Consider the following 22326-nt stretch of genomic DNA (forward strand, 5'->3'; position numbering starts at 1 on the left):
GGGGTCCGGGGCGGCAAGACTCCCGGGGGGACCTCGGCGCGAAAGGTCCCCGGCGGGCGACACCCTCCGGGGACCTCGACGTGAAGGAGCCTCAGCGCGAACGCTTCGCGAGCCTCTCGACGTCCAGCAGGATCACGGCACGCGCCTCCAGGCGGAGCCATCCGCGCTGGGCGAAGTCGGCCAGCGCCTTGTTCACGGTCTCGCGCGAGGCGCCGACCAGCTGGGCCAGCTCCTCTTGCGTGAGGTCGTGCACGACGTGGATGCCCTCTTCGGACTGCACGCCGAACCGGCGCGAGAGGTCCAGCAGGGCACGCGCGACCCGGCCCGGCACGTCGGAGAAGACGAGGTCGGACATGGCGTCGTTGGTCTTGCGCAGTCGGCGGGCGACCGCACGCAGCAGCGCGGTGGCCACCTCGGGTCGGGCGTTCAGCCAGGGCTGGAGGTCACCGTGGCCGAGGCCGAGCAGCTTGACCTCGGTTAGCGCGGTGGCGGTCGCCGTCCGCGGACCCGGGTCGAACAGCGACAGCTCGCCGATCAGCTCGCCGGGGCCGACGACGGCCAGCATGTTCTCGCGGCCGTCGGGTGAGGTGCGGTGGAGCTTGACCTTGCCCTCGGTGACGACGTAGAGCCGGTCGCCCGGGTCGCCCTCGTGGAACAGGGAGTCGCCACGTGCGAGGGTCACCTCACTCATGGAGGCGCGCAGTTCCGCGGACTGCTCGTCGTCGAGAGCCGCGAAGAGCGGATTGCGCCGCAGAACGTCGTCCACGAGTTCTCTCCTTGTAGACCTGCTCAGGGGATCTTGCTCCCCCTTGGTACCAGGGGACCGTGTTCCCCATCTTGCCGGACAGTCCAAACAGTGTGATCTGTCACAAGGATGCCGCACAGGTCTCGCGAGGTAAGCGGCAGGGGTCCAATCGGGGGCTGATCTTCCGGGTCCGGGGCGGATGTCGGTGCCGGGCTTTAGGCTGGCCGGGTGTCCAAAACGCCGGTGAGAGCACAGGCCAAGGGGGCTGGGCGGGTGGCTGTACGTCGCAATTCCGCTGTGGGCGAACAAGGCCCCGGCGGTGGTAATAAAACAGGCAAAACGGCTAAAAGGGTCGCATCTGTAAAGAATGTTACGCCTGCCGGGACGGCTCTGTCCGCCGAGAAGGCCGTTCCGTCCAAGAAGGCCGCCGCGAAGAAGGCGCCTGCCGCGAAGACGGCGCCCGCGAAGGCTGCGGGACTCGCCAAGAAGGCCGCTGCCAAGAAGGCTGTTTCCAAGAAGGCCGCGCCCGGCGGGAAGGCCGCCGTGAAGCCGCCGACGCACGAGTCCCGCACCGCTCTCGTCCGCCGTGCCCGCCGTATCGACCGTGAGCTCGCCGAGGCCTACCCGTACGCCCACCCCGAGCTGGACTTCGAGAACCCCTTCCAGCTGCTGGTCGCCACGGTGCTGTCGGCCCAGACCACGGACCTGCGCGTCAACCAGACGACCCCGGCGCTCTTCGCCAAGTACCCCACCCCCGAGGACCTCGCCGCCGCCAACCCGGAGGAGGTCGAGGAGATCCTGCGTCCCTGCGGCTTCTTCCGGGCCAAGACGAGGTCGGTGACAGGGCTCTCCAAGGCCCTCTGCGAGGACTTCGGCGGCGAGGTGCCCGGCCGGCTGGAGGACCTCGTCAAGCTGCCCGGCGTGGGGCGCAAGACCGCGTTCGTCGTGCTCGGCAACGCCTTCGGGCGTCCCGGGATCACCGTGGACACCCACTTCCAGCGGCTGGTCCGGCGCTGGCAGTGGACCACCGAGACCGACCCCGACAAGATCGAGGCGGCCGTCGGCGCGCTGTTCCCCAAGAGCGACTGGACCGATCTGTCCCACCACGTGATCTGGCACGGCCGCCGCATCTGCCACGCCCGCAAGCCCGCCTGCGGCGCCTGCCCCATCGCCCCGCTGTGCCCGGCCTACGGCGAGGGCGAGACCGATCCGGACAAGGCGCACAAGCTCCTGAAGTACGAGAAGGGCGGCTTCCCGGGCCAGCGCCTGAACCCCCCGCAGGCCTACCTCGACGCGGGCGGGAAGGCGGCGCCGCCGCTGGGGGCCGGATGAGGGAACGATCTCGGGGCCTTCGGGCGTTGGACACGGCGGGACGGGGGTGGCGATGACGTACACGCGCGACACGCACGACGGTCCGGTGGCGCTGCGCAAGGAGGGTCTGCCGGGCTGGCTGGCCCCGGTGGCGCGGGCTGCGGAGACGGTCGAGCCGCTCCAGCTCAGCCGCTTCCTGCCGCCGGAGAACGGCTCGGGGCGTCAGTCGGCCGTGCTGATCCTGTTCGGCGAGGGAGAGCGCGGCCCCGAGCTGCTCCTCATGGAGCGCGCCGGTTCCCTGCGCTCCCACGCGGGCCAGCCGTCCTTCCCGGGCGGCGCCCTGGACCCGGAGGACGGCGACCCGAAGACCGAGGGGCCGCTCAGAGCCGCCCTGCGCGAGGCCGAGGAGGAGACCGGGCTCGACCCGGCGGGCGTCCAGCTCTTCGGCGTGCTGCCCGCGCTCTACATCCCGGTCAGCGCCTTCGTCGTCACGCCCGTGCTCGGCTGGTGGCGCGAGCCCAGCCCGGTCGGCGTCGTCGATCCGAACGAGACCGCCCGTGTCTTCACGGTCCCCGTGGCGGATCTCACGGACCCCGTCAACCGGGCCACCGCCGTGCACCCCAGCGGACACCGAGGTCCGGCATTTCTGGTCGAATCGGCCCTGGTCTGGGGCTTCACGGCCGGAGTGATCGACCGCCTGCTGCACTACGCGGGCTGGGAGCGCCCCTGGGACAGGGAGAAGCAGGTCCCGCTCGACTGGCGGTCATGACAGGCTGTCGTCCGTGCTGTGTATTTCCGGGTGCTGTGAGCTGTGTCTTTCCGCGTGCCGGGGCAGGGGCGGCTGCGGTGCGGGCTCCCGGATCCCCGGCCGTGGTGCTGGGACCGGAGCGGATAGGCGAGGCCTGAAGCGGTGAATGTGCTGGACATCCTGTTGCTGGCGGCAGCCGTGTGGTTTGCGGTCGTGGGCTACCGCCAGGGCTTCGTCGTCGGCATCCTGTCGGTGATCGGTTTCCTCGGCGGCGGTCTCGTGGCCGTGTACGCGCTGCCCGTCATCTGGGACGCCGTGACCGACAACGCGGAGGTCGGCACCACCGCCGCTGTCGTCGCCGTGGTCGTCGTCATCGTCTGCGCCTCCATCGGCCAGGCCCTGACCACCCACCTCGGCAACAAGCTGCGCCGCCACATCACCTGGTCCCCGGCCCGCGCCCTGGACGCCACCGGCGGCGCCCTGGTCAACGTCGTCGCGATGCTGCTGGTCGCCTGGCTCATCGGCTCCGCCCTCGCCGGTACGACCCTGCCGACCCTCGGCAAGGAGGTCCGCGGCTCCAAGGTGCTCCTCGGCGTCTCCCGGGCGCTGCCCGCCCAGGCCAACACCTGGTTCGCGGACTTCTCCAGCGTCCTCGCGCAGAACGGCTTCCCGCAGGTCTTCAGCCCCTTCGCCAACGAGCCGATCGCCGACGTCCGGCCGCCCGACCCGGCCCTGGCGCACAGCACGGTCGCCACCCGCGCCGAGCGGTCCATCGTCAAGGTCACCGGCACCGCCCAGAGCTGCGGCAAGGTCCTGGAGGGCACCGGCTTCGTCTTCGCCGACCGGCGCGTCATGACCAACGCCCATGTCGTCGGAGGCGTCGACGCGCCCACCGTGCAGATCGGCGGGGAGGGCCGCAAGTACGCCGCGAAGGTCGTCGTCTACGACTGGAAGCGCGACATCGCCGTCCTCGACGTGCCGGACCTGAGGGCGACCGCCCTCCGCTTCTCCGCCCAGGACGCGGCCGGCGGTGACGGCGCGATCGTCGCGGGCTTCCCGGAGAACGGCTCGTACGACGTCCGCGCCGCGCGCGTGCGCGGGCGCATCACGGCCAACGGCCCGGACATCTACCACCGCGGCACGGTCCGCCGCGACGTCTACTCCCTGTACGCGACCGTCCGTCAGGGCAACTCCGGCGGCCCCCTGCTCACGCCCCAGGGCAAGGTCTACGGCGTGGTGTTCGCCAAGTCACTCGACGACGCCGACACCGGCTACGCCCTCACGGCGGACGAGATCCAGCAGGACATCGCCCGGGGGCGTACGGCGAACGAGCAGGTGGGCACGGACAGCTGCGCCCTGTGATTCCCGGCGAGGGGGTTCAGCCGCGCGGGTGACGCAGGCGCATCGAGACCCAGCGGGCCCGGCGGCGCAGGATGCGCGGAATCCCCACCCTCAGGTCGGTCCCCGCCAGTTGCGGGGTGCCCCGCTGCGGGGAGCCCGGCCCGGCGGCGGAACGGTGGTTGCGCGGTGCGTCACTGTAGTCGTGCGTCCAGCCCATACCCCGACGTGTGCCCCTGCCCCAAGGTCGATAACCGCCTGGGCGCCCCCCAATTGGCCTATGCGGCAGGCATGTGGCCGTTCGAGGAACAAGTGTCCAGGAAGCGGATACTCCACGCACCGACCCGGTCACCGACCGGTCTCGCACAGCGCCCTCCCGGAGCCTCCCGGGCCCCGGGGGCATTGCGGTCGCGGTGGCGGTTGCGCCACAGACGCGGCGCGGGCGCCGTGCGACGTCTCAGCGGTCGGGTTCGGGATCCTTCAGCCAGTTGATCAGCTCGGTCGAGAAGGCCGCGGGGTCCTCCTCGTGCGGGAAGTGACCGAGGCCGTCGAACAGCCGCCAGCGGTAAGGGGCTTCGACGTACTCGCCCGAGCCGGCCGCGCTGCGCGTGCGGGTCACCGGATCCAGCGAGCCGTGCAGATGCAGCGTGGGAACCCGCACGGGCCGCTTCATCCTGCGGTTGAACTGGATGCCGTCCGGGCGGGCCAGCGAGCGCACCAGCCAGCGGTACGGCTCGACCGAGCAATGCGCCGTGGACGGGATGCACATGGCCCGCTGGTACGTCTCCACGTCCGCGTCCTCGGGCAGCCGCGGCCCGGACCACTCCCGGATCAGCCGGCCCACCAGCGCGCCGTCGTCGGCGGTCAGCTGACGCTCAGGGATCCACGGCCGCTGGAACCCCCAGATGTAGGAACTGGCGGCCGTCTGCCGGGCGTCGCGCAGCATCGCCGCGCGCCAGCGCCGGGGGTGCGGCATCGAGACGACCGCGAGCCGCCGTACGAGCTTGGGCCGCATCGCCGCCGCCGTCCACGCCAGATAGCCGCCCAGGTCGTGGCCGACCAGCGCGGCGTCCGGCTCGCCGAGCGAGCGGATCACGCCGGTGACGTCCAGGGCGAGGTTGGCGGGGTCGTACCCGCGCGGGGTGCGGTCGCTGCCGCCGACACCGCGCAGGTCCATCGCCACGGCCCGGTAGCCCGCGTCGGCGAGCGCGACCAGTTGGTGCCGCCAGGTCCACCAGAACTGCGGGAAGCCGTGCAGCAGCAGCACCAGGGGGCCGTCGCCGAGTTCTGCGACGTGGAAACGCGCGCCGTTGGCGGCGACGTCCCGGTGCGTCACCTTCTCCCCGTGGGGAAGTTCGATCCGTACGGCCGATGCGGCGGCGGGCTCCGTCATGACGACGAGCGTGCCACAGCTTCGATGGCCTGAGGAGCGCGGTCCTGCGGCAGCTCCGGGCGCGGATGCGGCTTGGCGCTCTGCAGGACGCCCGCCGTCTCCTTCATCGACGCGGCGACCATCTGCGGGCTCTGGCTCTTCTTGACCTTCTTCGCGAACACCGTGCCGATGAGCGCGAGGAGACCGGCGACGAGGACGTTCGCCGCGAAGGACAGCACGAAGCAGATGGCGAGGTTCCAGCCGCTCCAGGTCCGAATGCCGTACGCCAGCGCGAAGTTGAGCATCGGAAGGGAGAACAACAGCACCATGCCGGCCGCCGCGAACGCGCCGCCGCTCGTCGCGCCGCGCTTCACGTCCTGCCTGAGCTGGGCCTTGGCCAGCGCGATCTCGTCGTGCACCAGCGCCGACATTTCGGTCGTCGCCGAGGCGAACAGCTGGCCGATGCTGCGTTCGGCACCGACCGGGCTGCCGTCGGGTGCGCTCATCGCGTTCTCCCTCTGAAGTCTCTTCTGCCGTTTTGAAGACCGTCTGCCGTCTTGAAGACCGTCTTGGTTTGTACCGTCTCGTCAGATCATGCCGGACGACCGTCCTCCTCGCTTGCCCCGCCCGCCACTTCCTGAAGCCCGTGGCGCGCCGCGCCGGCCTTCTCGGCGGCGATGCGCCGGTGCTCCGCGGCCTTGTTCTCGTAGATCTTCGCCATCCGCAGGTGGTAGCCGGGGTCGTCCTGCTCGTAGATGTCAGGAATGCCGTCCCGGTCCTCGTCGCGCTCCTCGTTCTCCCACAGCCTGCGGTACCTGGCGTTGCGCATCTTCAGCAGCACCGTCGCACACAGGGCCGCGATCAGCGATCCGACGAGGACGGCCGCCTTCACCTCGTCGGTCAGGACCGTGTCGCCCGCGAAGGCCAGCTCGCCCATGAGCAGCGACACGGTGAAGCCGATCCCGGCGAGGGAGGCCACCGCGAAGATGTCGGCCCATTCCAGATCCTCGCTCAGCTCGGCATGGGTGAACCGGGCGGTCAGCCAGGTGCCGCCGAAGATGCCGGCCGTCTTGCCGACGACCAGCCCGAGCACCACCCCGAGGGTCTCCGGCTTGGCGAACACGTCCCCGAGCGCCCCGCCGGTGATCGAGACACCGGCGCTGAACAGCGCGAACAGCGGTACCGCGAGACCCGCCGAGAGCGGCCGTACCAGGTGCTCGACGTGCTCGCCCGGCGAGTGCTGCTCGCCCTCGCGGGTGGTGCAGCGCAGCATCAGGCCCATCGCGACGCCGGCGACGGTGGCGTGCACGCCGCTGTTGTACATCAGCGCCCAGATCACGACCGCCAGCGGCACGTACACGTACCAGCCGCGTACGCCCTTGCGCAGGAGCAGCCAGAAGACCGCCAGTGCGGCGACGGCCCCGCCGAGCGCGGAGAAGTCGATCCGGTCGGTGAAGAAGACCGCGATGATCAGGATCGCGAAGAGGTCGTCGACGACCGCGAGGGTCAGCAGGAAGGCCCTCAGGGCACTGGGCAGCGAGGTGCCGATGACCGCGAGGACGGCGAGCGCGAAGGCGATGTCGGTGGCGGTGGGCACCGCCCAGCCCTGTAGGGAGCCGTGGCCGGTGAGGCTGGTGAGCGTGTACACGAGCGCCGGTACGGCCATGCCGCACAGCGCGGACACCACGGGCAGCGCGGCCGCCCTGCGGTCGCGCAGGTCCCCGGCGACCAGCTCGCGCTTGAGTTCGATGCCGGCGACGAAGAAGAACACCGCCAGGAGACCGTCGGCGGCCCAGTGGGCCACGGAGAGGTCCAAGCCGATGACGCCGGGGCCGAAGTGGAAGTCGCTGACCGACTCGTAGCTGTGGCGCAGCGCGGGGATGTTCGCCCAGACCAGTGCCGCGACCGCCGCGAGGAGGAGCAGGACACCGCCGACGGTCTCGGTGCGCAGCGCATCCGCGACGAACGTCCGCTCGGGCAGGGACAGGCGTCCGAGGAGCTTGCGGGCGGTGTTCGGGCTACGGGGCGCGGTCTTTCGGGGCGCGGCCACGGCGGGGACCTCCGGATCGGGTGGGCAGGACGGAGCACTTGCCGACCAGACTTCCCGGCACACCATGAGGATCTTTTCGCATTGAGGGCTTTGCTTAGTTTACCTAATGTTGACGCGAGATGCATCCGGTGAGCTTCACCCTGCGTGTGGGGCGAAGATTCGCGGTGCGTGCGGGCGGGGGTTCGCGGTGCGTGCGGGCCGGGGTTCTCGGTGCGGACAGAGGGGGCCCGCTGTGCGGACGAGGTGGGCGCTCCTTGCGTTCGTCCGGCCGGGATTCGCGCCGCACGCAGATTCGGGCTGCACGCAGATATGCGCTGCACGCAGAAGGGGCGCCCGGGCGTGTGTGCACGCCGGGCGCCCCTCAGGGGACTGCCGTCCAGTCCTCGCTCTAGTCCTCGCTCGGCGCCGCCGGGAGCTTGGCCTGGATGAGGTCCATGACCGTGGAGTCCGTCAGGGTGGTGACGTCTCCGAGCTGACGGTTCTCCGCCACGTCCCGCAGGAGCCGGCGCATGATCTTGCCCGAGCGGGTCTTCGGCAGCTCCGCCACCGGCAGGATCCGCTTGGGCTTGGCGATCGGGCCGAGTGTGGCGCCCACGTGGTCGCGCAGCTCGCCGACGAGCTTGTCGTCCTCCGACGCCGTGCCGCGCAGGATCACGAAGGCGACGATGGCCTGGCCGGTGGTCTCGTCCGCGGCACCGACGACGGCCGCCTCGGCGACCGCCGGGTGCGAGACGAGCGCCGACTCCACCTCGGTGGTCGAGATGTTGTGCCCGGACACGAGCATCACGTCGTCCACCCGGCCCAGCAGCCAGATGTCCCCGTCCTCGTCCTTCTTCGCGCCGTCACCGGCGAAGTACTTGCCCTCGAAGCGCGACCAGTAGGTGTCGAGGAACCGCTGGTCGTCGCCCCAGATGGTGCGCAGCATCGACGGCCACGGCTCGGTGAGCACCAGGTAACCGCCGCCGCCGTTGGGCACCTCGTTCGCGTCGTCGTCGACGACCGTCGCGCTGATGCCGGGCAGCGGGCGCTGCGCCGAACCGGGCTTGGCCTCGGTCGCACCGGGCAGCGGCGAGATCATCATCGCGCCGGTCTCGGTCTGCCACCAGGTGTCCACGACCGGCGTCCTGTCGGCGCCGATGTGCTTGCGGTACCAGACCCACGCCTCGGGGTTGATCGGCTCGCCCACGGAGCCGAGGACCCGCAGGGAGGACAGGTCGAACTGCGCGGGGATGTCGTCGCCCCACTTCATGAACGTCCGGATCGCGGTCGGCGCCGTGTAGAGGATCGTGACCCGGTACTTCTCCACGATCTCCCAGAAGCGGCCCTGGTGCGGGGTGTCCGGCGTCCCCTCGTACATCACCTGCGTCGCACCGTTGGCCAGCGGGCCGTACACGATGTAGGAGTGACCGGTGACCCAGCCGACGTCCGCCGTGCACCAGTAGACGTCCGTCTCCGGCTTGAGGTCGAACACCGCCCAGTGCGTGTACGACGCCTGCGTGAGGTAGCCGCCGGAGGTGTGCAGGATGCCCTTCGGCTTCCCCGTCGTGCCGGAGGTGTAGAGGATGAACAGCGGGTGCTCGGCCTCGAACGCCTCCGGGGTGTGCTCGGCGGACTGGCGCTCCACCAGCTCGTGCCACCACACGTCGCGCTCGGCGTTCCAGGCCACGTCCTGCCCGGTGCGGCGCACCACCAGCACGTGCTCGACGTTGTCCACGCGCGCGATCGCGTCGTCCACGGCCGGCTTGAGCGCGGACGGCTTGCCGCGGCGGAAGCCGCCGTCGGAGGTGATGACGACCTTGGCGTCCGCGTCCTGGATCCGGGTGGCGAGAGCGTCCGCCGAGAAGCCGCCGAAGACCACCGAGTGGGCGGCGCCGATACGGGCACAGGCCAGCATCGCGATCGCCGTCTCCGGGATCATCGGCATGTAGATGGCGACCCGGTCGCCCTTGCGGACACCCAGCTCCAGCAGGGCGTTGGCGGCCCTGGAGACCTCGTCCTTGAGCTCCGCGTAGGTGATCGACCGGCTGTCGCCGGGCTCGCCCTCGAAGTGGATGGCGACCCGGTCTCCGAAGCCCGCCTCGACGTGCCGGTCGACGCAGTTGTAGGCGACGTTCAGCTCGCCGTCCTTGAACCACTTCGCGAACGGCGGGTTCGACCAGTCCAGCGTCTCGGACGGTTCCTTGGCCCAGGTCAGCCGACGGGCCTGCTCGGCCCAGAAGCCGAGCCTGTCAGCCTTGGCCTGCTCGTACGCCTCGGCCGTGACATTGGCGTTCGCGGCCAGGTCGGCCGGCGGCGCGAAGCGTCGCTCCTCCTTCAAGAGGTTGGCCAGGCTTTCGTTGCTCACGACATCTCCCTTTCCCGGGGTGTCCGTTGTGTCCTGGGCCACAGCTCATCAGACACGGGGGGCCGATGACAAGAGCCATCCGCGAAATTGGTTTAGACCTGTCTGTCGTGACCGCTCACACCGGACTGCGCAGCTCCTCCGCCGCGCTCCCGTCATCTCTCACGTCCTCGAACACCTTCCCGGTTCGGTCGAGCAGATAGGCCTGCGCCTCGCCCACGTGGAAGTACATCCCGTGCAGCTCCAGCGCCCCGGTCGCCAGCGCCCGCGCGACCGGGGGGTGCGCCCGCAGATGCTCCAGCTGCTGGACCACATTGGTCAGGCACAGCTCCTCCATCTCGTCGCAGGGCGCCCGCCCGGCCAGCCGGGGCCGGGTGCGCCGGTCGTCGGCGAGCCGTTCCAGGCTCGGCAGGCCGTGTCCGAGCCACCGCCTCAGCGGCGTCGCCACGTCCCCGGGCCCGGCGGTCAGCAGTGCCTGCATCGCCCCGCACCCGGAATGCCCGCACACCGTGACGGACCGCACCCCGAGCACCTCCACCGCGTACTCGACGGCGGCCGCCACCGAGTCGTCGCCGTACTCCTCGCCCGGCGGCGGCACCAGGTTGCCGATGTTGCGGACGACGAACAGGTCGCCGGGACCACTGGAGGTGATCATCGACGTGACGAGCCGGGAGTCGGCGCAGGTGAGGAACAGCTGCGCGGGCTGCTGCCCCTCCCGCGCCAGCCGCGCCAGCTCCTCCCGCACCAGCGGGGCGGTGTTGCGCTGGAACGAGCCGATGCCACGGGCGAGTTCATGGGGGACCGGCGCGAAGGGAGCCTCGGGGAAACAGGCCCGGTGGTTGCGCCAGGGTGTCCACGGCCGGCAGTGGCATGCGGCCCGCGGGGCGGGATCGGTGGTCCGGACTCCGCTGCGCCGGCCCGACAGCTCGGTGGAACCGCCGCGCGCGGTGTGGGTGCTCCGCCAGTCCTGCAGTGACTCATACGCCGCGTGGTCCATGAACGAACCGTCCAACTCCACGACGGCGTGGGCGCCTTGGGGTACGAGATGCAGGGCTCTGCTGAGCCGGGGCACCGCGAGGAACGTCAACTGGCCTCGTACATGTACGTGATGGACTCCTTCCTTCTGCTCATGCGTGATACGGGTGCGGGCGAGGCGGCGCAGGGCGAGGGCGACCGCCACGGCGACCCCGAGGGCCACGCCCTCCAGGACGCCGAGGAACACCACGCCGAGTGCGGTGGCGGCGTACGCCAGCACTTCACGGTGGCGGGTCACCGTGCGGATGTGGTGCAGGGACACCATCTGGATACCGACGGCCATCACCAGGGCGGCGAGCGAGGCGAGCGGGATCTGCTCCAGGAGCGGGACCATCAGCAGCGCGGCGACTACTACGAGAACGCCGTGCAGCATCGTGGAGTTCCGGCTCACGGCACCGGAACGCACATTTGCCGAACTCCGCACGGCCACTCCCGCGACCGGCAGTCCGCCGAGCGCGCCGGAGACGATGTTGGCCGCACCCTGGCCGAGCAGTTCGCGGTCCAGGTCCGAGCGCCCGGCCGGGGTCCCGGGCCGGGCGGCGGCCAGCTTGTCCACGGCGACCGCGCCGAGCAGCGACTGCACGCTGCACACCAGGGTGGTGGTGAGGACGGCGGCGGCGATGCCGAGCACCGGCCCCTCGGGCAGCGAGGCCAGGGCATGGCTGCGCCAGGACGGCAGGTCGACCCGGGGCAGCTCCAGCCCGGTCAGCGCGGCGGTGGCGGTGGCTCCGGCGACCGCGACCAGGGCGGCCGGGATGCTGCGTGTGAGGCGCCCGGCACGGCCGGGGGCGCGCGGCCAGGCGAGCAGCAGGGTCAGGGTCAGCGCGCTCATCGACACGGCGGCCGGATGCAGGTGCGCCAACTGGGCGGGCAGGGCGATCAGGTTGGCGAGGACGGAGCTGTCCGGGCTGCCGCCGAGGACGATGTGCAGCTGGGCGACGGCGATGGTGACGCCGATACCGGCGAGCATGCCGTGCACCACGGCGGGGCTCACGGCGAGCGCAGCGCTGGCCACGCGCAGGCAGCCGAGGCCCAGTTGGGCGAGCCCGGCGAGGACGGTGATGCCGCAGGTGACCCGCCAGCCGTAGCGGTGGATCAGGTCGGCGGTGACCACCGTGAGTCCGGCGGCGGGGCCGCTGACCTGCAGCGGGCTGCCGCCGAGCCGTCCGGCGACGAGTCCGCCGACGGCGGCGGCGACGAGCCCTGCCTGGAGCGGGGCGCCGGTGGCGAGGGCGATGCCGAGGGACAGGGGCAGGGCGATCAGGAAGACGGCGAGGGACGCGGACAGATCGGCGCCCTCGATGCGCAAGCGGCGGGGCGCGGCCGGCGGGGTGCTGTGCGGCGCGTGGGGGTGCTGGGTGCGAGGGGGTGAGCAGGAAGACATGGTCCCGTCTCCTCCGGGCGGCGCGTCGCGGACCGGGTGGTCCCCGTCGGTGCGGGGGGCTCGGTCGCGGCATGGGGGTCACGGCGGGCAGCGGCAGGATGAGATCAATGCTTGGTAAATGAACCGTAATGCAAGGTAAAGGGTATTTATAACTTTTCGAGGCAAATGGAGTATTCATTCACTCCTATTGGCGAACCAGTCATTTTATCGGCTTGTCGTATTAATTCCTTCTTGGACCCGTGCGACCTTGGCGGCGCTGTCGGCACAACCCGGCAGATCAACAGAAAACGCCCCTCGCCAGCGTTCTCGTGAGAGAAGGAAGAAGGTGGGCGGAACATGGCCGCCACTCAGAGGATCGCCGCCGGCGCCATGGTCGCCGCGGCCTGTGCCGCGTCACTCGCCGGTTGCGCGACCGGCTCCAACGGGTCAAAACAAGCAACCTCCGGCCCGCAGAAGGGGGCGCCCGCGCCCGCACCCAATAGCGTGCTCCGGCTGATCGGCGACGGGTCCACCGCGTACACCGGCTCGCAGCCGCATCTGCCCGTTCCCGAGCGGCTGAAGTCCGGCCAGAAGCCACCGCAGTTCGTGGTGTTCTCCTGGGACGGCGCGGGCGAGGACAGCCAGAAGCTGTTCTCCCACTTCCGCAAGGTCGCCAAGGAGAACAAGGCGACGATGACGTACTTCCTCAGCGGTGTGTACCTGCTGCCGGAGGAGAAACGTGACCTCTACCATCCGCCCCAGCACTCGCCGGGCAGCTCGGAGATCGGCTTCAACGACGAGCAGGGCATCGCCGACACCCTCAAGCAGGTACGGCTGGCCTGGCTGGAGGGAAACGAGATCGGCACCCACTTCAACGGCCACTTCTGCGGCCCCGACGGCGGGGTCGGCGAGTGGTCGGTCAAGGAGTGGAAGAGCGAGATCGCCCAGGCCAAGGAGTTCGTGAAGTCCTGGAAGACGAACACCGGCATGAAGAAGGCGACCCCGCTGCCCTTCGACTACGAAAAGGAGCTGATCGGCGCCCGCACGCCCTGCCTGGAAGGGCAGAAGAACTTCAGGAAGGCGGCCCGCCAGCTGGGCTTCCGCTACGACTCCAGCGGAGTCGACGACCAGGTCTGGCCCAACAAGAGGGAGGGGCTGTGGGACGTGTCCATGCAACTGGTCCCCTTCCCGGGTCACACCTATGAGCAGCTGACCATGGACTACAACTTCATGGTCAACCAGTCCGGCACCCAGACCCAGGGTGACCCCGACAAGTTCGACTACTGGGGCGACCAGATGCGCGACGGCCTGATCAAGGGCTTCTACCGGGCCTACGACGGCAACCGCGCGCCCCTGATCATCGGCAACCACTTCGAGTCCTGGAACGGCGGCACGTACATGCGCGCCGTCGACGAGGTCGTGAAGGAGGTGTGCAACAAGCCCGAGGTGCGCTGCGTCTCCTTCCACCAGCTCGTCGACTGGCTCGATGCGCAGGACCCGCAGGCACTGGCGAAGCTGCGCACCCTGAAGGTGGGCGAGGCGCCCCGGCAGGGCTGGGCGTCCTTCCTCTCCGGCCGCCCGGCCCCGGCCCCGAAGGGTGTCCCCGGAGCGCCGGCCGTCAAGCAGTGACCGTCAGGCGGGAGTTGCCACGCTCTCGCTGAGCACGAAGTCGGGGTCGACCTGCGCCGCCAGGTCGGCCCCGGTGCGCTCGTTGCCCCATGCCTCGGCGTTCTTCAGATGGAAGTGCACCATCTGACGCGTGTAGCGCGCCCAGTCGCGCAGCCCGTGCGTCGCGTCGGCGGCGGCCCGCATCGTGTGCAGAGCGCGGGCGTTGGCCTCTTCCAGGAGGTCGAACCGCGGCGGGCGGCCCTTCTCCATCGCGCGCACCCAGTCCGAGTGCCCGACCGTCACCAGCAGGTCGTCACCGGCCTCAGCGCGGAGGAAGTCGATGTCGTCCTGAGCCTGGACCTTGTTCCCGACGACCTTCAGGGTGACGCCGAAGTCCCGGGCGTAGTCCTTGTACTGGCGGTAGACGGAGACCCCCTTCCGGGTCGGCTCGGCGACGAGGAACGTCATGTCGAAGCGGGTGAACATGCCCGAGGCGAAGGAGTCCGAACCCGCCGTCATGTCGACCACGACGTACTCGTCGGGGCCGTCGACGAGGTGGTTCAGGAGCAGTTCCACCGCGCCCGTCTTGGAGTGGTAGCAGGCGACCCCCAGGTCGGCGTCCGTGAAGGGGCCCGTGACCATCAAACGCGCGGCACCGCCGTCGAGTTCCACGGGGCGCGCGCAGGCGTCGTAGACCGGGTTGGGCTCTCCCACCCGTACCAGCCGCGAGCCCTCGCCGGGCGGGGTCGTCTTGATCATCGTGGCGGCGGAGGCGATGCGCGGGTTGGCGCCGCGCAGGTAGTCCTTGATCAGCGACAGACGCTCGCCCAGGGCGGGCAGGGCGGCTGCCTCCGTCTCCTCCAGGCCGAGCGCCGGGCCGAGGTGTTGGTTGATGTCCGCGTCGATGGCGACCACCGGCCGGCCGGCGGCCACGAGGTGGCGGATGAAGAGGGAGGAGAGCGTGGTCTTGCCGCTGCCGCCCTTCCCGACGAAAGCAATTTTCATGTTCACCAAGGGTAGTCAGGCGATAGCTGTATGTGTCAGTCGGAGGGGAGAAGACCACTCCTTCGAGGGGCGAGGCCGATCGCAGGGCGCGCGAAGCCCACCGGGGGCGAGGCCGGGCGGAGGGCGGGCGCGTAGTGTCGTACTCATGAGTACGACAGGTGCGACCGCCGATCCGCTGGCGGCTCTGGGCTCGCTGCCCGGTGTGGCCGAGTCCGTGGAGTCCGTGCGCAAGGCCGTGGACCGGGTCTACGGGCACCGGGTCATGCGGCGCCGCAGCAACGAGATCACCTCCGAGGCGGCGCTGCGCGGCGCCCGTGGTTCGGCGGCGCTGTCCGGTGCCGACTGGGCCCTGGAGGAGGTGCGGCGGCGCACCGACTTCAGCGCCGACGCCGAGGCGCGTGTCATGGGTGCGGCGCTCAGGCTGACGGCCGAGGCGGGGCAGTTGCTGTCCATCTGGCGCCAGTCGCCCCTCAGGGTGCTCGCCCGGCTGCACCTGGTGGCCGCCGCGGACGACGACGCCGAGGTCGGCCGGCCGCGCCAGGCGGGCGAGCCGGTCGACGAGCCGCTGGTCGAACTGCCGCTGCCGGACGCCCAGGAGGTGTCAGGCCGGCTGGAGGGCCTGGCGGACCTGATCGGCGCGGGCACGTCCGCGCCCGCGCTGGTGACGGCCGCCGTCGTGCACGGCGAGCTGCTCGCGCTGCGCCCCTTCACCTCCCGCAACGGCCTGGTCGCGCGCGCGGCCGAGCGGATCGTCCTGATCGGCAGCGGTCTCGACCCCAAGGCCGTCTGCCCGGCCGAGGTGGGTCATGCCGAACTGGGCCGCGCCTCCTACCTCGCCGCGCTCGACGGGTACGTCTCCGGCACTCCGGAGGGCATGGCGGCCTGGATCGCCCACTGCGGCAGGGCGGTCGAGCTGGGTGTGCGCGAGTCCACCGCGGTGTGCGAGGCGCTGCAGCGCGGAGCGGCCTGAGAAAAACCCCCGGACACGGGTTGCGGCGGTACGAGTCCTCGTACCGCCGCTGGCATGTTCACCCGGTTACCAAGCGTCCTCGATATGTTGCCCATCAGGCCGGGGACTTTGCCCGTCACCTGGTGCGGCTGGCCCGTAATCGACGGGTCGACGTCGCGTGGGTGCCCGATGTTCATGCAAGGTCCGTGGGCCAAGTGCGTAGTGGTAGGGGATCCTCTCGGATGTCCTCTGGTCTCGCGGGCCGTTAAGTCCTTTGTACTGCAAACAATGTGCAAGCGGAACCCTTGCCTGCACTTCTTTACTTTCGGGTTCAAACAGGGGTGAACCGGTCAGGACGCGATGCTGCGGCGCCGGCTCGCGTACCAGACCAGACCCGCGGTGGCGGCCGCCGCTCCTATGGCCGCCGCCGCGACGAGCGCCGGGCGGGGCGGCACGGAGAAGGTGGGCAGCCGCTGCTTGAGGCGGACCGGCCGGCGGAACTCCAGAACCGGCCACCCGTGCGCGAGCGCTTCGCGGCGCAGCGCGCGGTCCGGGTTCACGGCGTGCGGATGCCCGACCGCCCGGAGCATCGGCAGGTCGGTCGCGGAGTCGCTGTAGGCGTAGCAGCGTTCGAGGTCGTACCCCTCGGTCGCGGCCAGGTCCCTGATCGCCTCGGCCTTCGTCGGGCCGTAGGCGTAGTACTCCACCTCTCCGGTGAAGCACCCGTCCTCGCCGACGACCATGCGCGTGGCCACCACCCGGTCGGCGCCGAGCAGCTCGCCGATCGGCTCGACCACCTCGGCCCCCGAGGTGGACACGATCACGACGTCGCGTCCGGCCGTGTGGTGCTCCTCGATGAGGGAGGCGGCCTCGTCGTAGATGATCGGGTCGATCAGGTCGTGCAGGGTCTCGGCGACGATCTCCTTGACCTGCTGGACGTTCCAGCCGCGGCACAGCGCGGACAGGTACTCGCGCATGCGCTCCATCTGGTCGTGGTCGAGGCCGCCGACCAGGAACACGAACTGGGCATATGCGGTACGCAGTGCGGCCCTGCGGTTGATCAGTCCACCCTGGTAGAAGGACTTGCTGAAGGTGAGCGTGCTCGACTTCGCAATGACCGTCTTGTCCAGGTCAAAGAAGGCTGCTGCGCGGGGCAAGGAGTGGTTTTCCACGCCCTGAGCATATGCGCCCACCATTCGGCGTAAGGTGGGGCGTGTGGGTTTGCCTGAGAGGGCTCTCGGGTACACCATGGAAGTCACGGATCGTTCGCGACCGTGCTAACCCGGTCCGACTCCTCCCCCCCCGAGTCGGCCGTGGGGACGACCCCCGCTCTCCCCCCCGGCGGGGGTCGTCGCATGTCCGGATGGGTTTTCGCTCCTTTCTCCCTGGCCGTGAGGCTGCCGTGCGGCAGCTCGGACACTGCTTCGCCATGTCCATGATTACTTACTCAGGGTAATCACAAGATTGCTCTGTGGAAGTCGTGCAGGGATCGGTCCAGAGGTCACCGGTATGAGTGACGGCGATATTCACAACCACTGAGTTGTCCACGGTTTTCGACCAAGATCCACACGATTTCCGGGTTCGTTGCACCGTGATTCCAACGCGCCCCGACCGCGGCGAGTTCATGGCCGGTTCCGATTGCCGGGGCGCGTATGGCCGGTTCCTATCGGCCGCTCATATGGAGACCGGTTGCCGGTTCTCCACATCGTTGGGAATCGCGTGGCCGCAGGGGCTGCGCGGAAGCCGCAGCCAAGGGGGGATCACACGTGGCCGGAACCGTCACCCACGACCCGTCACCCACCGCCGGAGACCGGCCGGGACAGCCGCTCATCGTCACCGAGGACACAGAACTCCTCGACGATCTGCTGCGCCTGTGCGCGGCCGCAGGCGCCACGCCCGAGGTCCACCACGGCGTACCCGACCACGGCGGTGGCTGGGAAACGGCCCCGCTCGTCCTCGTCGGCGACGACGCCGCCCGCCGGGTGCGCTCGGCCGCCCGCCGACGCGGAGTGGTGCTGATCGGCCGCGACCAGGACGACTCCGGGGTGTGGAAAAGGGCCGTCCAGATCGGCGCCGACCACGTCCTGATGCTGCCCGACGGCGAGCAGTGGCTGGTCGACCGGATCGCCGACGTGGCCGAGGGCGTCGGCCGCCCGGCCCTCACCGTCGGGATCATCGGCGGCCGCGGCGGGGCCGGTGCGTCCACGCTCGCCTGCGCGCTGGCCGTCACCTCCGCACGCGAGGGGCTGCGCACCCTCCTGGTGGACGCCGATCCGCTCGGCGGCGGACTCGACGTACTCCTCGGCGGCGAAACGGCCGAGGGGCTGCGCTGGCCCGCCTTCGCCGCCTCGCGCGGCCGGGTCGGCGGCGGTGCCCTGGAGGAGTCGCTGCCCGAACTGCACGCCCTGCGGGTGCTCAGCTGGGATCGCGGAGACTGCGTCGGCATTCCGCCCCAGGCCGTACGCGCGGTCCTCGCCGCCGCCCGGCGGCGCGGCGGCACGGTCGTCGTCGACCTCCCGCGCCGCCTGGACGACGGGGTCGCCGAGGCCCTCGCCCAGCTCGACCTTGCGGTGCTCGTCGTCCCGGCCGAACTGCGCGCCGTGGCGGCGGCCGGCCGGGTGGCGTCCGCCGTCGGCATGGTCGTCCGGGACCTGCGCGTGGCGGTCCGCGGGCCCTACGCCCCCGGACTCGACGACCGTGAGGTGGCCCGGCTGCTCGGCCTTCCCCTGGCCGGTGAGGTGCCCGTCGAGCCGGCGCTGCTGCGCCCGCACCCGGCCCCCGAACCGCCCGGCGCGAGCGGACGCAGCCCCCTGTCCCGCTTCTGCACCGCCTTCTGGGAGCAGGCCCTGGTCGAGGCGGGAGGCACACGATGACGCTCCCCGGACTCGACCGGGCCGACGGCGCGGCCCTGCTCGACGGAGTCCGCCGGTGGCTGGCCGAGAGCGGCGCCGAACCCACCCCCGCGCGCGTGGCCCAGGCCCTGCGGGAACAGGGCCGGGTCCTGGGCGATGCCGAAGTCCTCGGTACGGCCGAGCACCTGCGCTCGGAACTCGTCGGCAGCGGCCCGCTGGAGCCGCTGCTCGCCGACCCGGGCGTCACCGACGTCCTCGTGTCCGCCCCGGACCGGGTGTGGGTGGACCGCGGCGGTGGCCTCGAACTGACCCGGGTGGCCTTTCGCGACGCGGCAGCCGTACGGCGCCTCGCGCAGCGGCTGGCCGCCGTGGCCGGACGCCGGCTGGACGACGCACGGCCCTGGGCCGATGCCCGCCTGCCCGACGGGACCCGCCTGCACGCGGTGCTGCCCCCGGTCGCCGTCGGCTGCACGTGCCTGTCCCTGAGGGTGGTACGGCCCCGGGCGTTCACCCTCGGGGAACTCGTCGAGGCGGGCACCGTGCCGCCCGGTGGGGACCGGATCCTGCGGGCACTGCTGGAGGCCCGGCTGTCCTTCCTCGTCAGCGGCGGTACCGGCACAGGCAAGACGACCCTGCTGAGCGCCCTGCTCGGCCTGGTCGGACCCGGCGAACGGATCGTGCTCGCCGAGGACTCGGCGGAGCTGAGGCCGGAACACCCGCACGTCGTACGGCTGGAGACCCGGCCCGCCAATCAGGAGGGGGCCGGCCTGGTGACCCTGGAGGACCTCGTCCGGCAGGCGTTGCGGATGCGGCCCGACCGGCTGGTCGTCGGCGAGGTGCGCGGCCCCGAGGTGGTGCATCTGCTGGCCGCGCTCAACACCGGCCACGAAGGCGGCTGCGGCACCGTGCACGCCAACGCGGCCGCGGACGTGCCGGCCCGGCTGGAGGCCCTCGGGACGGCCGCCGGGCTCGACCGGGCCGCGCTGCACAGCCAGCTGGCGGCCGCGCTGTCGGTGGTGCTCCACCTCGTACGGGACCGGTCCGGGCGGCGCCGGATCGCCGAGGTGCACGTGCTGGAACGGGACGGCTCGGGGCTGGTGCGGACGGTACCGGCACTGCGCTGGGGCGCGTCCGCCTTCACCCGGGAGCGCGGCTGGGAGCGGCTGCGGGACCTGCTGCGCGGCGAGTTCGGGAGCGGAAGCGGCGACCGGCAGGAACGACACGGGACACGACAGGAGCGAGAGCGGTGACGGACGTGAGCACCGGGATGTCGATGAGCGCGGCGGCCTGCGTCGGGGCCGCGGCCTGGCTGCTGGGCGGACACCACTACGGCGCGCGGCGGGCCCGGCTGCTGTTCTCGGGCGGCGGAGCGGTGACGTCCGCTCCGCCCTCCTGGGAACGGGCGACGCAGGAACTGCGGCGGCTGCGGGGCAGGTTGGGTGCCGAATGGTGGTCGCTCGCGGCCGGACTGCTGCTCGCGCTGCTGGGCGCCTCCGTGATTCCGGCCGTCGCGGGGGCGGCCGGGGTGCCGGTGCTGCGCCGGATGCGGCTGGCCCGCGGGGCCGGGCGGGCCCGGGAACGCCGCGCGGACGCGGTGATCGGCCTGTGCGCGGCGCTCGCCTGCGAGGTGCGTGCGGGACGGCAGCCGGGTGAGGCGCTGCTGCGGGCCGCGCGGGACTGCGACGGGCTGGGGGAGGCGCAGGCGGCCGTGATCGCGGCGGCGCGGTTCGGCGGAGACGTGCCCGGCGCACTGGCGGTCGCGGCCCGGCAGCCGGGTGCCGAAGGCCTGCTGGGCCTCGCCGCCTGCTGGCGGGTGGCCGTCGACCAGGGCGCCGGACTCGCGGCCGGCCTCGACCGGCTGGAGGGCGCCCTGCGTGCCGAGCGGGACCAGCGTGCCGACCTGCGTGCCCAGTTGGCGGGTGCCCGGGCGACAGCACTGCTCCTGGCCGCACTCCCCGCGCTCGGGCTGCTCCTCGGCTCGGCCATGGGAGCCGACCCGCTGCGCGTGCTGCTGCACAGCGGGGCCGGACTGGGCTGCCTGGCGGCCGGAGCGCTGTTCGAGGGCGCCGGGATGTGGTGGGCGGCCCGGATCGTACGGGGAGCCGAGGCGGTATGAGCGGGGAAGTCGTCCACAGGCTGGGGACGGCCGTGGCCGCGGCGCTCGCCCTGATCTGGGCGGTGTGGTCGCTGGAGGCGGTCCGGCAAAGGCGCCGGGCGCGGCGCAGGGCGGCGCAGTTGCTGGCCGCGCAGACGGCCCGCCCGGGCCCGCGCTGGGAGATCGGGCGGGTGGCGCGGCGGTGGCTGCCCGTGGCCGGGGCGGTGTGCGGTGCGTGGGTGCTGGTCGGCGGGGTCGCCGGTGCCGCCGTGGGACTTGCTGTCGGCGCAGGGCTGTGGCGGTGGCGGCACCGGCAGGCGCGGGCGCATCCGGCTCAGGAGGCCGACATGGTGCTCGCCGCCCGACAGCTCCCGCTCGCGGCCGATCTGCTGGCCGCCTGCATCGCGGCCGGTGCCGGTCCGGTGATCGCCGCGCAGGCGGTGGGGGAAGCCCTGGGCGGCCCCGCGGGGGACGCGCTGGCGCGGGGCGCGGCGGAGGTACGGCTCGGCGGCGAACCGGCCAGTGCCTGGCGGGGGTTGGCCGCGCTGCCCGGCGCCGGTGCCCTGGCACGGCTGCTGGAACGGGCCGACGAGTCCGGACTGCCCGCATCCGGTCCCGTCGCCCGCCTCGCCTCGGACGCGCGGGCGGAGTGGTCACGCGCCGCCACGAGCCGGGCGCGCCGGGCGGCCGTGCTGATCTCCGCACCGGTGGGGCTGTGTTTCCTGCCCGCGTTCATCGCGATCGGTGTGCTGCCCGTGGTGATCGGACTGGCGGGCGGCGTGGTGGGAGGAGGTGGGGGCTGACGGCGGAGGGCGAGGAGGCACGTGGTGAGGACAACAGGGCTGGAACGAAAGGAGTTCGAGATGCGAGAGAAGACAGAAGAGCTGTGGACGCGGTTGCGGAGGCGGTGCCGCCGGGACGCGGGGATGGTGACCTCCGAGTACGCGATGGGGATCGTCGCGGCGGTCGGCTTCGCGTTGCTGTTGTACGAGGTCGTCACCAGCGGCCAGGTCAAGGCGGAGCTGCAGTCCATCGTGAAGCGGGCCCTCAGTGCGCGGATGTGAGCGAGGGGCGGACCGGGGGTTCGTGACCGCGGAGGCGGCCGTCGTGCTGTCCGTGCTGGTGGCGTTCACCATGGCGCTGGTCTGGGGGCTGCTCGTGGTGGCCGCCCAGATCCAGTGCGTGGACGCCGCCCGCACGGGCGCCCGGGCCGCCGCCCGGCAGGACCCGCCCGGCGCGGTGATGCGGGTGACCCGGGAGGCGGCCCCGCGCGGAGCACGGGTGACCGTCGGACGCGAGGGCGACCGGATCCGGGTCACGGTGGTCGCCAGACCGCCGGTCCTGACAGGGTTGCCGTTCGAACTCCGGGAGGAGGCCGTGGCGGCGGCGGAGGAGACCGTGGGCTCCGGCTCCGGCACCGGCACCGGCTCTGGCTCGGGTTCGGCGGCGGTGCGGGGCGTGGGGTCCGGCTCAGGTACGGCGGCGGAGCAGGGCGTGGGATCCCGCTCGGGCAC

19 protein-coding genes and 1 pseudogene are annotated in these 22326 nt (G+C 71.7%); 11 read left to right on the top strand and 9 right to left on the bottom strand.

Translation table 11 applies throughout. From position 1 onward, the window contains the following. Positions 1-91: 91 nt before the first annotated feature. On the bottom strand, positions 92-766 hold the full coding sequence (locus tag ACFZCP_RS32415; protein WP_018547939.1) for a Crp/Fnr family transcriptional regulator: 675 nt from the start codon (positions 764-766) through the stop codon (positions 92-94). Positions 767-1042: 276 nt separating this feature from the next. On the opposite strand from ACFZCP_RS32415, the gene nth reads away from it, so the two are divergent. From nth to ACFZCP_RS32430, 3 genes are all read left to right on the top strand, one after another. After that, a complete protein-coding gene (gene nth, locus ACFZCP_RS32420; RefSeq protein WP_391434188.1) occupies positions 1043-2077 on the top strand; it encodes an endonuclease III in 1035 nt (344 codons plus the stop codon). Between the two features lie 52 nt (positions 2078-2129). After that, on the top strand, positions 2130-2825 hold the full coding sequence (locus ACFZCP_RS32425; protein ID WP_362692888.1) for a CoA pyrophosphatase: 696 nt from the start codon (positions 2130-2132) through the stop codon (positions 2823-2825). Between the two features lie 141 nt (positions 2826-2966). Continuing rightward, the gene (locus ACFZCP_RS32430; RefSeq protein WP_391434193.1) at positions 2967-4166 is read left to right on the top strand and encodes a MarP family serine protease; all 1200 of its coding nucleotides are present in this window, start codon (positions 2967-2969) and stop codon (positions 4164-4166) included. Between the two features lie 16 nt (positions 4167-4182). Here ACFZCP_RS32430 and ACFZCP_RS32435 read toward each other — a convergent pair whose 3' ends face one another. The 6 genes from ACFZCP_RS32435 to ACFZCP_RS32460 all read right to left on the bottom strand — a co-directional run bounded on the left by ACFZCP_RS32435 (position 4183) and on the right by ACFZCP_RS32460 (position 12324). Then, a complete protein-coding gene (locus ACFZCP_RS32435) occupies positions 4183-4362 on the bottom strand; it encodes a hypothetical protein (protein ID WP_391434197.1) in 180 nt (59 codons plus the stop codon). A 237-nt stretch (positions 4363-4599) separates the two neighbouring features. Further along, positions 4600-5535 (bottom strand): alpha/beta fold hydrolase, encoded by a 936-nt coding sequence (locus ACFZCP_RS32440; RefSeq protein WP_391434201.1) that lies wholly within the window; start codon positions 5533-5535, stop codon positions 4600-4602. Further along, complete coding sequence (locus ACFZCP_RS32445; RefSeq protein WP_362692878.1) at positions 5532-6020, bottom strand: phage holin family protein; 489 nt, start codon at positions 6018-6020, stop codon at positions 5532-5534. Before ACFZCP_RS32445 ends, ACFZCP_RS32440 begins: the two co-directional genes overlap by 4 nt. Before the next feature lie 86 nt (positions 6021-6106). Further along, positions 6107-7564, bottom strand: a complete 1458-nt coding sequence (gene nhaA / locus ACFZCP_RS32450) for a Na+/H+ antiporter NhaA (protein WP_391434205.1) — start codon at positions 7562-7564, stop codon at positions 6107-6109. A gap of 388 nt (positions 7565-7952) precedes the next feature. Then, complete coding sequence (gene acs / locus ACFZCP_RS32455) at positions 7953-9908, bottom strand: acetate--CoA ligase (protein ID WP_391434208.1); 1956 nt, start codon at positions 9906-9908, stop codon at positions 7953-7955. A 115-nt stretch (positions 9909-10023) separates the two neighbouring features. Continuing rightward, the gene (locus ACFZCP_RS32460; RefSeq protein ID WP_391434212.1) at positions 10024-12324 is read right to left on the bottom strand and encodes a SulP family inorganic anion transporter; all 2301 of its coding nucleotides are present in this window, start codon (positions 12322-12324) and stop codon (positions 10024-10026) included. Between the two features lie 336 nt (positions 12325-12660). Here ACFZCP_RS32460 and ACFZCP_RS32465 point away from each other — a divergent pair, with 336 nt between their 5' ends. Next, positions 12661-13932, top strand: a complete 1272-nt coding sequence (locus ACFZCP_RS32465) for a hypothetical protein (protein WP_391434215.1) — start codon at positions 12661-12663, stop codon at positions 13930-13932. Between the two features lie 3 nt (positions 13933-13935). Here ACFZCP_RS32465 and ACFZCP_RS32470 read toward each other — a convergent pair whose 3' ends face one another. Beyond that, complete coding sequence (locus ACFZCP_RS32470) at positions 13936-14916, bottom strand: ATP-binding protein (protein WP_391434218.1); 981 nt, start codon at positions 14914-14916, stop codon at positions 13936-13938. Between the two features lie 145 nt (positions 14917-15061). Here ACFZCP_RS32470 and ACFZCP_RS32475 point away from each other — a divergent pair, with 145 nt between their 5' ends. Further along, positions 15062-15886, top strand: coding sequence for an oxidoreductase (locus ACFZCP_RS32475; protein WP_391434221.1), 825 nt, complete (start codon positions 15062-15064; stop codon positions 15884-15886). 329 nt (positions 15887-16215) lie between these two features. On the opposite strand, the gene ACFZCP_RS32480 is transcribed toward ACFZCP_RS32475, so the two are convergent. Next, on the bottom strand, positions 16216-17061 hold the full coding sequence (locus tag ACFZCP_RS32480) for an HAD-IB family hydrolase (RefSeq protein WP_391434224.1): 846 nt from the start codon (positions 17059-17061) through the stop codon (positions 16216-16218). A gap of 570 nt (positions 17062-17631) precedes the next feature. Between ACFZCP_RS32480 and ssd the strand changes: the two genes are divergently transcribed. The 6 genes and pseudogenes from ssd to ACFZCP_RS32510 form a co-directional block, all read left to right on the top strand. After that, entirely contained in the window at positions 17632-18738 is a 1107-nt protein-coding gene (gene ssd, locus ACFZCP_RS32485) for a septum site-determining protein Ssd (protein WP_391434227.1), read from the top strand. Next, positions 18735-19967, top strand: coding sequence for a TadA family conjugal transfer-associated ATPase (locus ACFZCP_RS32490; protein ID WP_391434230.1), 1233 nt, complete (start codon positions 18735-18737; stop codon positions 19965-19967). The genes ssd and ACFZCP_RS32490 overlap by 4 nt, the downstream gene beginning before the upstream one ends. A 17-nt stretch (positions 19968-19984) precedes the next feature. Beyond that, a complete protein-coding gene (locus ACFZCP_RS32495) occupies positions 19985-20833 on the top strand; it encodes a type II secretion system F family protein (RefSeq protein ID WP_391434545.1) in 849 nt (282 codons plus the stop codon). Then, positions 20830-21615 carry a type II secretion system F family protein gene (locus ACFZCP_RS32500; protein WP_391434233.1) on the top strand — a complete coding sequence of 262 codons (786 nt, stop codon included), beginning with the start codon at positions 20830-20832 and terminating at the stop codon, positions 21613-21615. Before ACFZCP_RS32495 ends, ACFZCP_RS32500 begins: the two co-directional genes overlap by 4 nt. Before the next feature lie 60 nt (positions 21616-21675). Beyond that, entirely contained in the window at positions 21676-21876 is a 201-nt protein-coding gene (locus tag ACFZCP_RS32505) for a DUF4244 domain-containing protein (protein ID WP_362692844.1), read from the top strand. Beyond that, positions 21863-22222: pseudogene (locus ACFZCP_RS32510) on the top strand (TadE family type IV pilus minor pilin); the annotation flags it as partial. The gene ACFZCP_RS32505 and the pseudogene ACFZCP_RS32510, both read left to right, overlap by 14 nt. Positions 22223-22326 lie beyond the last annotated feature (104 nt).

Origin of the sequence: Streptomyces sp. NPDC007971 (genome assembly GCF_042958635.1) — a bacterium.
Taxonomy (GTDB): domain Bacteria; phylum Actinomycetota; class Actinomycetes; order Streptomycetales; family Streptomycetaceae; genus Streptomyces.

What these genes read in the sequence shown, in the direction of transcription:
- ACFZCP_RS32500 (WP_391434233.1), top strand. Translation starts at nt 20,830, where the DNA reads ATGAGCGGGGAAGTCGTCCACAGGCTGGGGACGGCCGTGGCCGCGGCG.
- ACFZCP_RS32475 (WP_391434221.1), top strand. Translation starts at nt 15,062, where the DNA reads ATGAGTACGACAGGTGCGACCGCCGATCCGCTGGCGGCTCTGGGCTCG.
- ACFZCP_RS32495 (WP_391434545.1), top strand. Translation starts at nt 19,985, where the DNA reads ATGTCGATGAGCGCGGCGGCCTGCGTCGGGGCCGCGGCCTGGCTGCTG.
- ACFZCP_RS32470 (WP_391434218.1), bottom strand. Translation starts at nt 14,916, where the DNA reads ATGAAAATTGCTTTCGTCGGGAAGGGCGGCAGCGGCAAGACCACGCTC.
- ACFZCP_RS32445 (WP_362692878.1), bottom strand. Translation starts at nt 6,020, where the DNA reads ATGAGCGCACCCGACGGCAGCCCGGTCGGTGCCGAACGCAGCATCGGC.
- ACFZCP_RS32435 (WP_391434197.1), bottom strand. Translation starts at nt 4,362, where the DNA reads ATGGGCTGGACGCACGACTACAGTGACGCACCGCGCAACCACCGTTCC.
- ACFZCP_RS32465 (WP_391434215.1), top strand. Translation starts at nt 12,661, where the DNA reads ATGGCCGCCACTCAGAGGATCGCCGCCGGCGCCATGGTCGCCGCGGCC.
- ACFZCP_RS32440 (WP_391434201.1), bottom strand. Translation starts at nt 5,535, where the DNA reads ATGACGGAGCCCGCCGCCGCATCGGCCGTACGGATCGAACTTCCCCAC.
- ACFZCP_RS32505 (WP_362692844.1), top strand. Translation starts at nt 21,676, where the DNA reads ATGCGAGAGAAGACAGAAGAGCTGTGGACGCGGTTGCGGAGGCGGTGC.
- ACFZCP_RS32460 (WP_391434212.1), bottom strand. Translation starts at nt 12,324, where the DNA reads ATGTCTTCCTGCTCACCCCCTCGCACCCAGCACCCCCACGCGCCGCAC.
- ACFZCP_RS32425 (WP_362692888.1), top strand. Translation starts at nt 2,130, where the DNA reads ATGACGTACACGCGCGACACGCACGACGGTCCGGTGGCGCTGCGCAAG.
- ACFZCP_RS32490 (WP_391434230.1), top strand. Translation starts at nt 18,735, where the DNA reads ATGACGCTCCCCGGACTCGACCGGGCCGACGGCGCGGCCCTGCTCGAC.
- ACFZCP_RS32480 (WP_391434224.1), bottom strand. Translation starts at nt 17,061, where the DNA reads ATGGTGGGCGCATATGCTCAGGGCGTGGAAAACCACTCCTTGCCCCGC.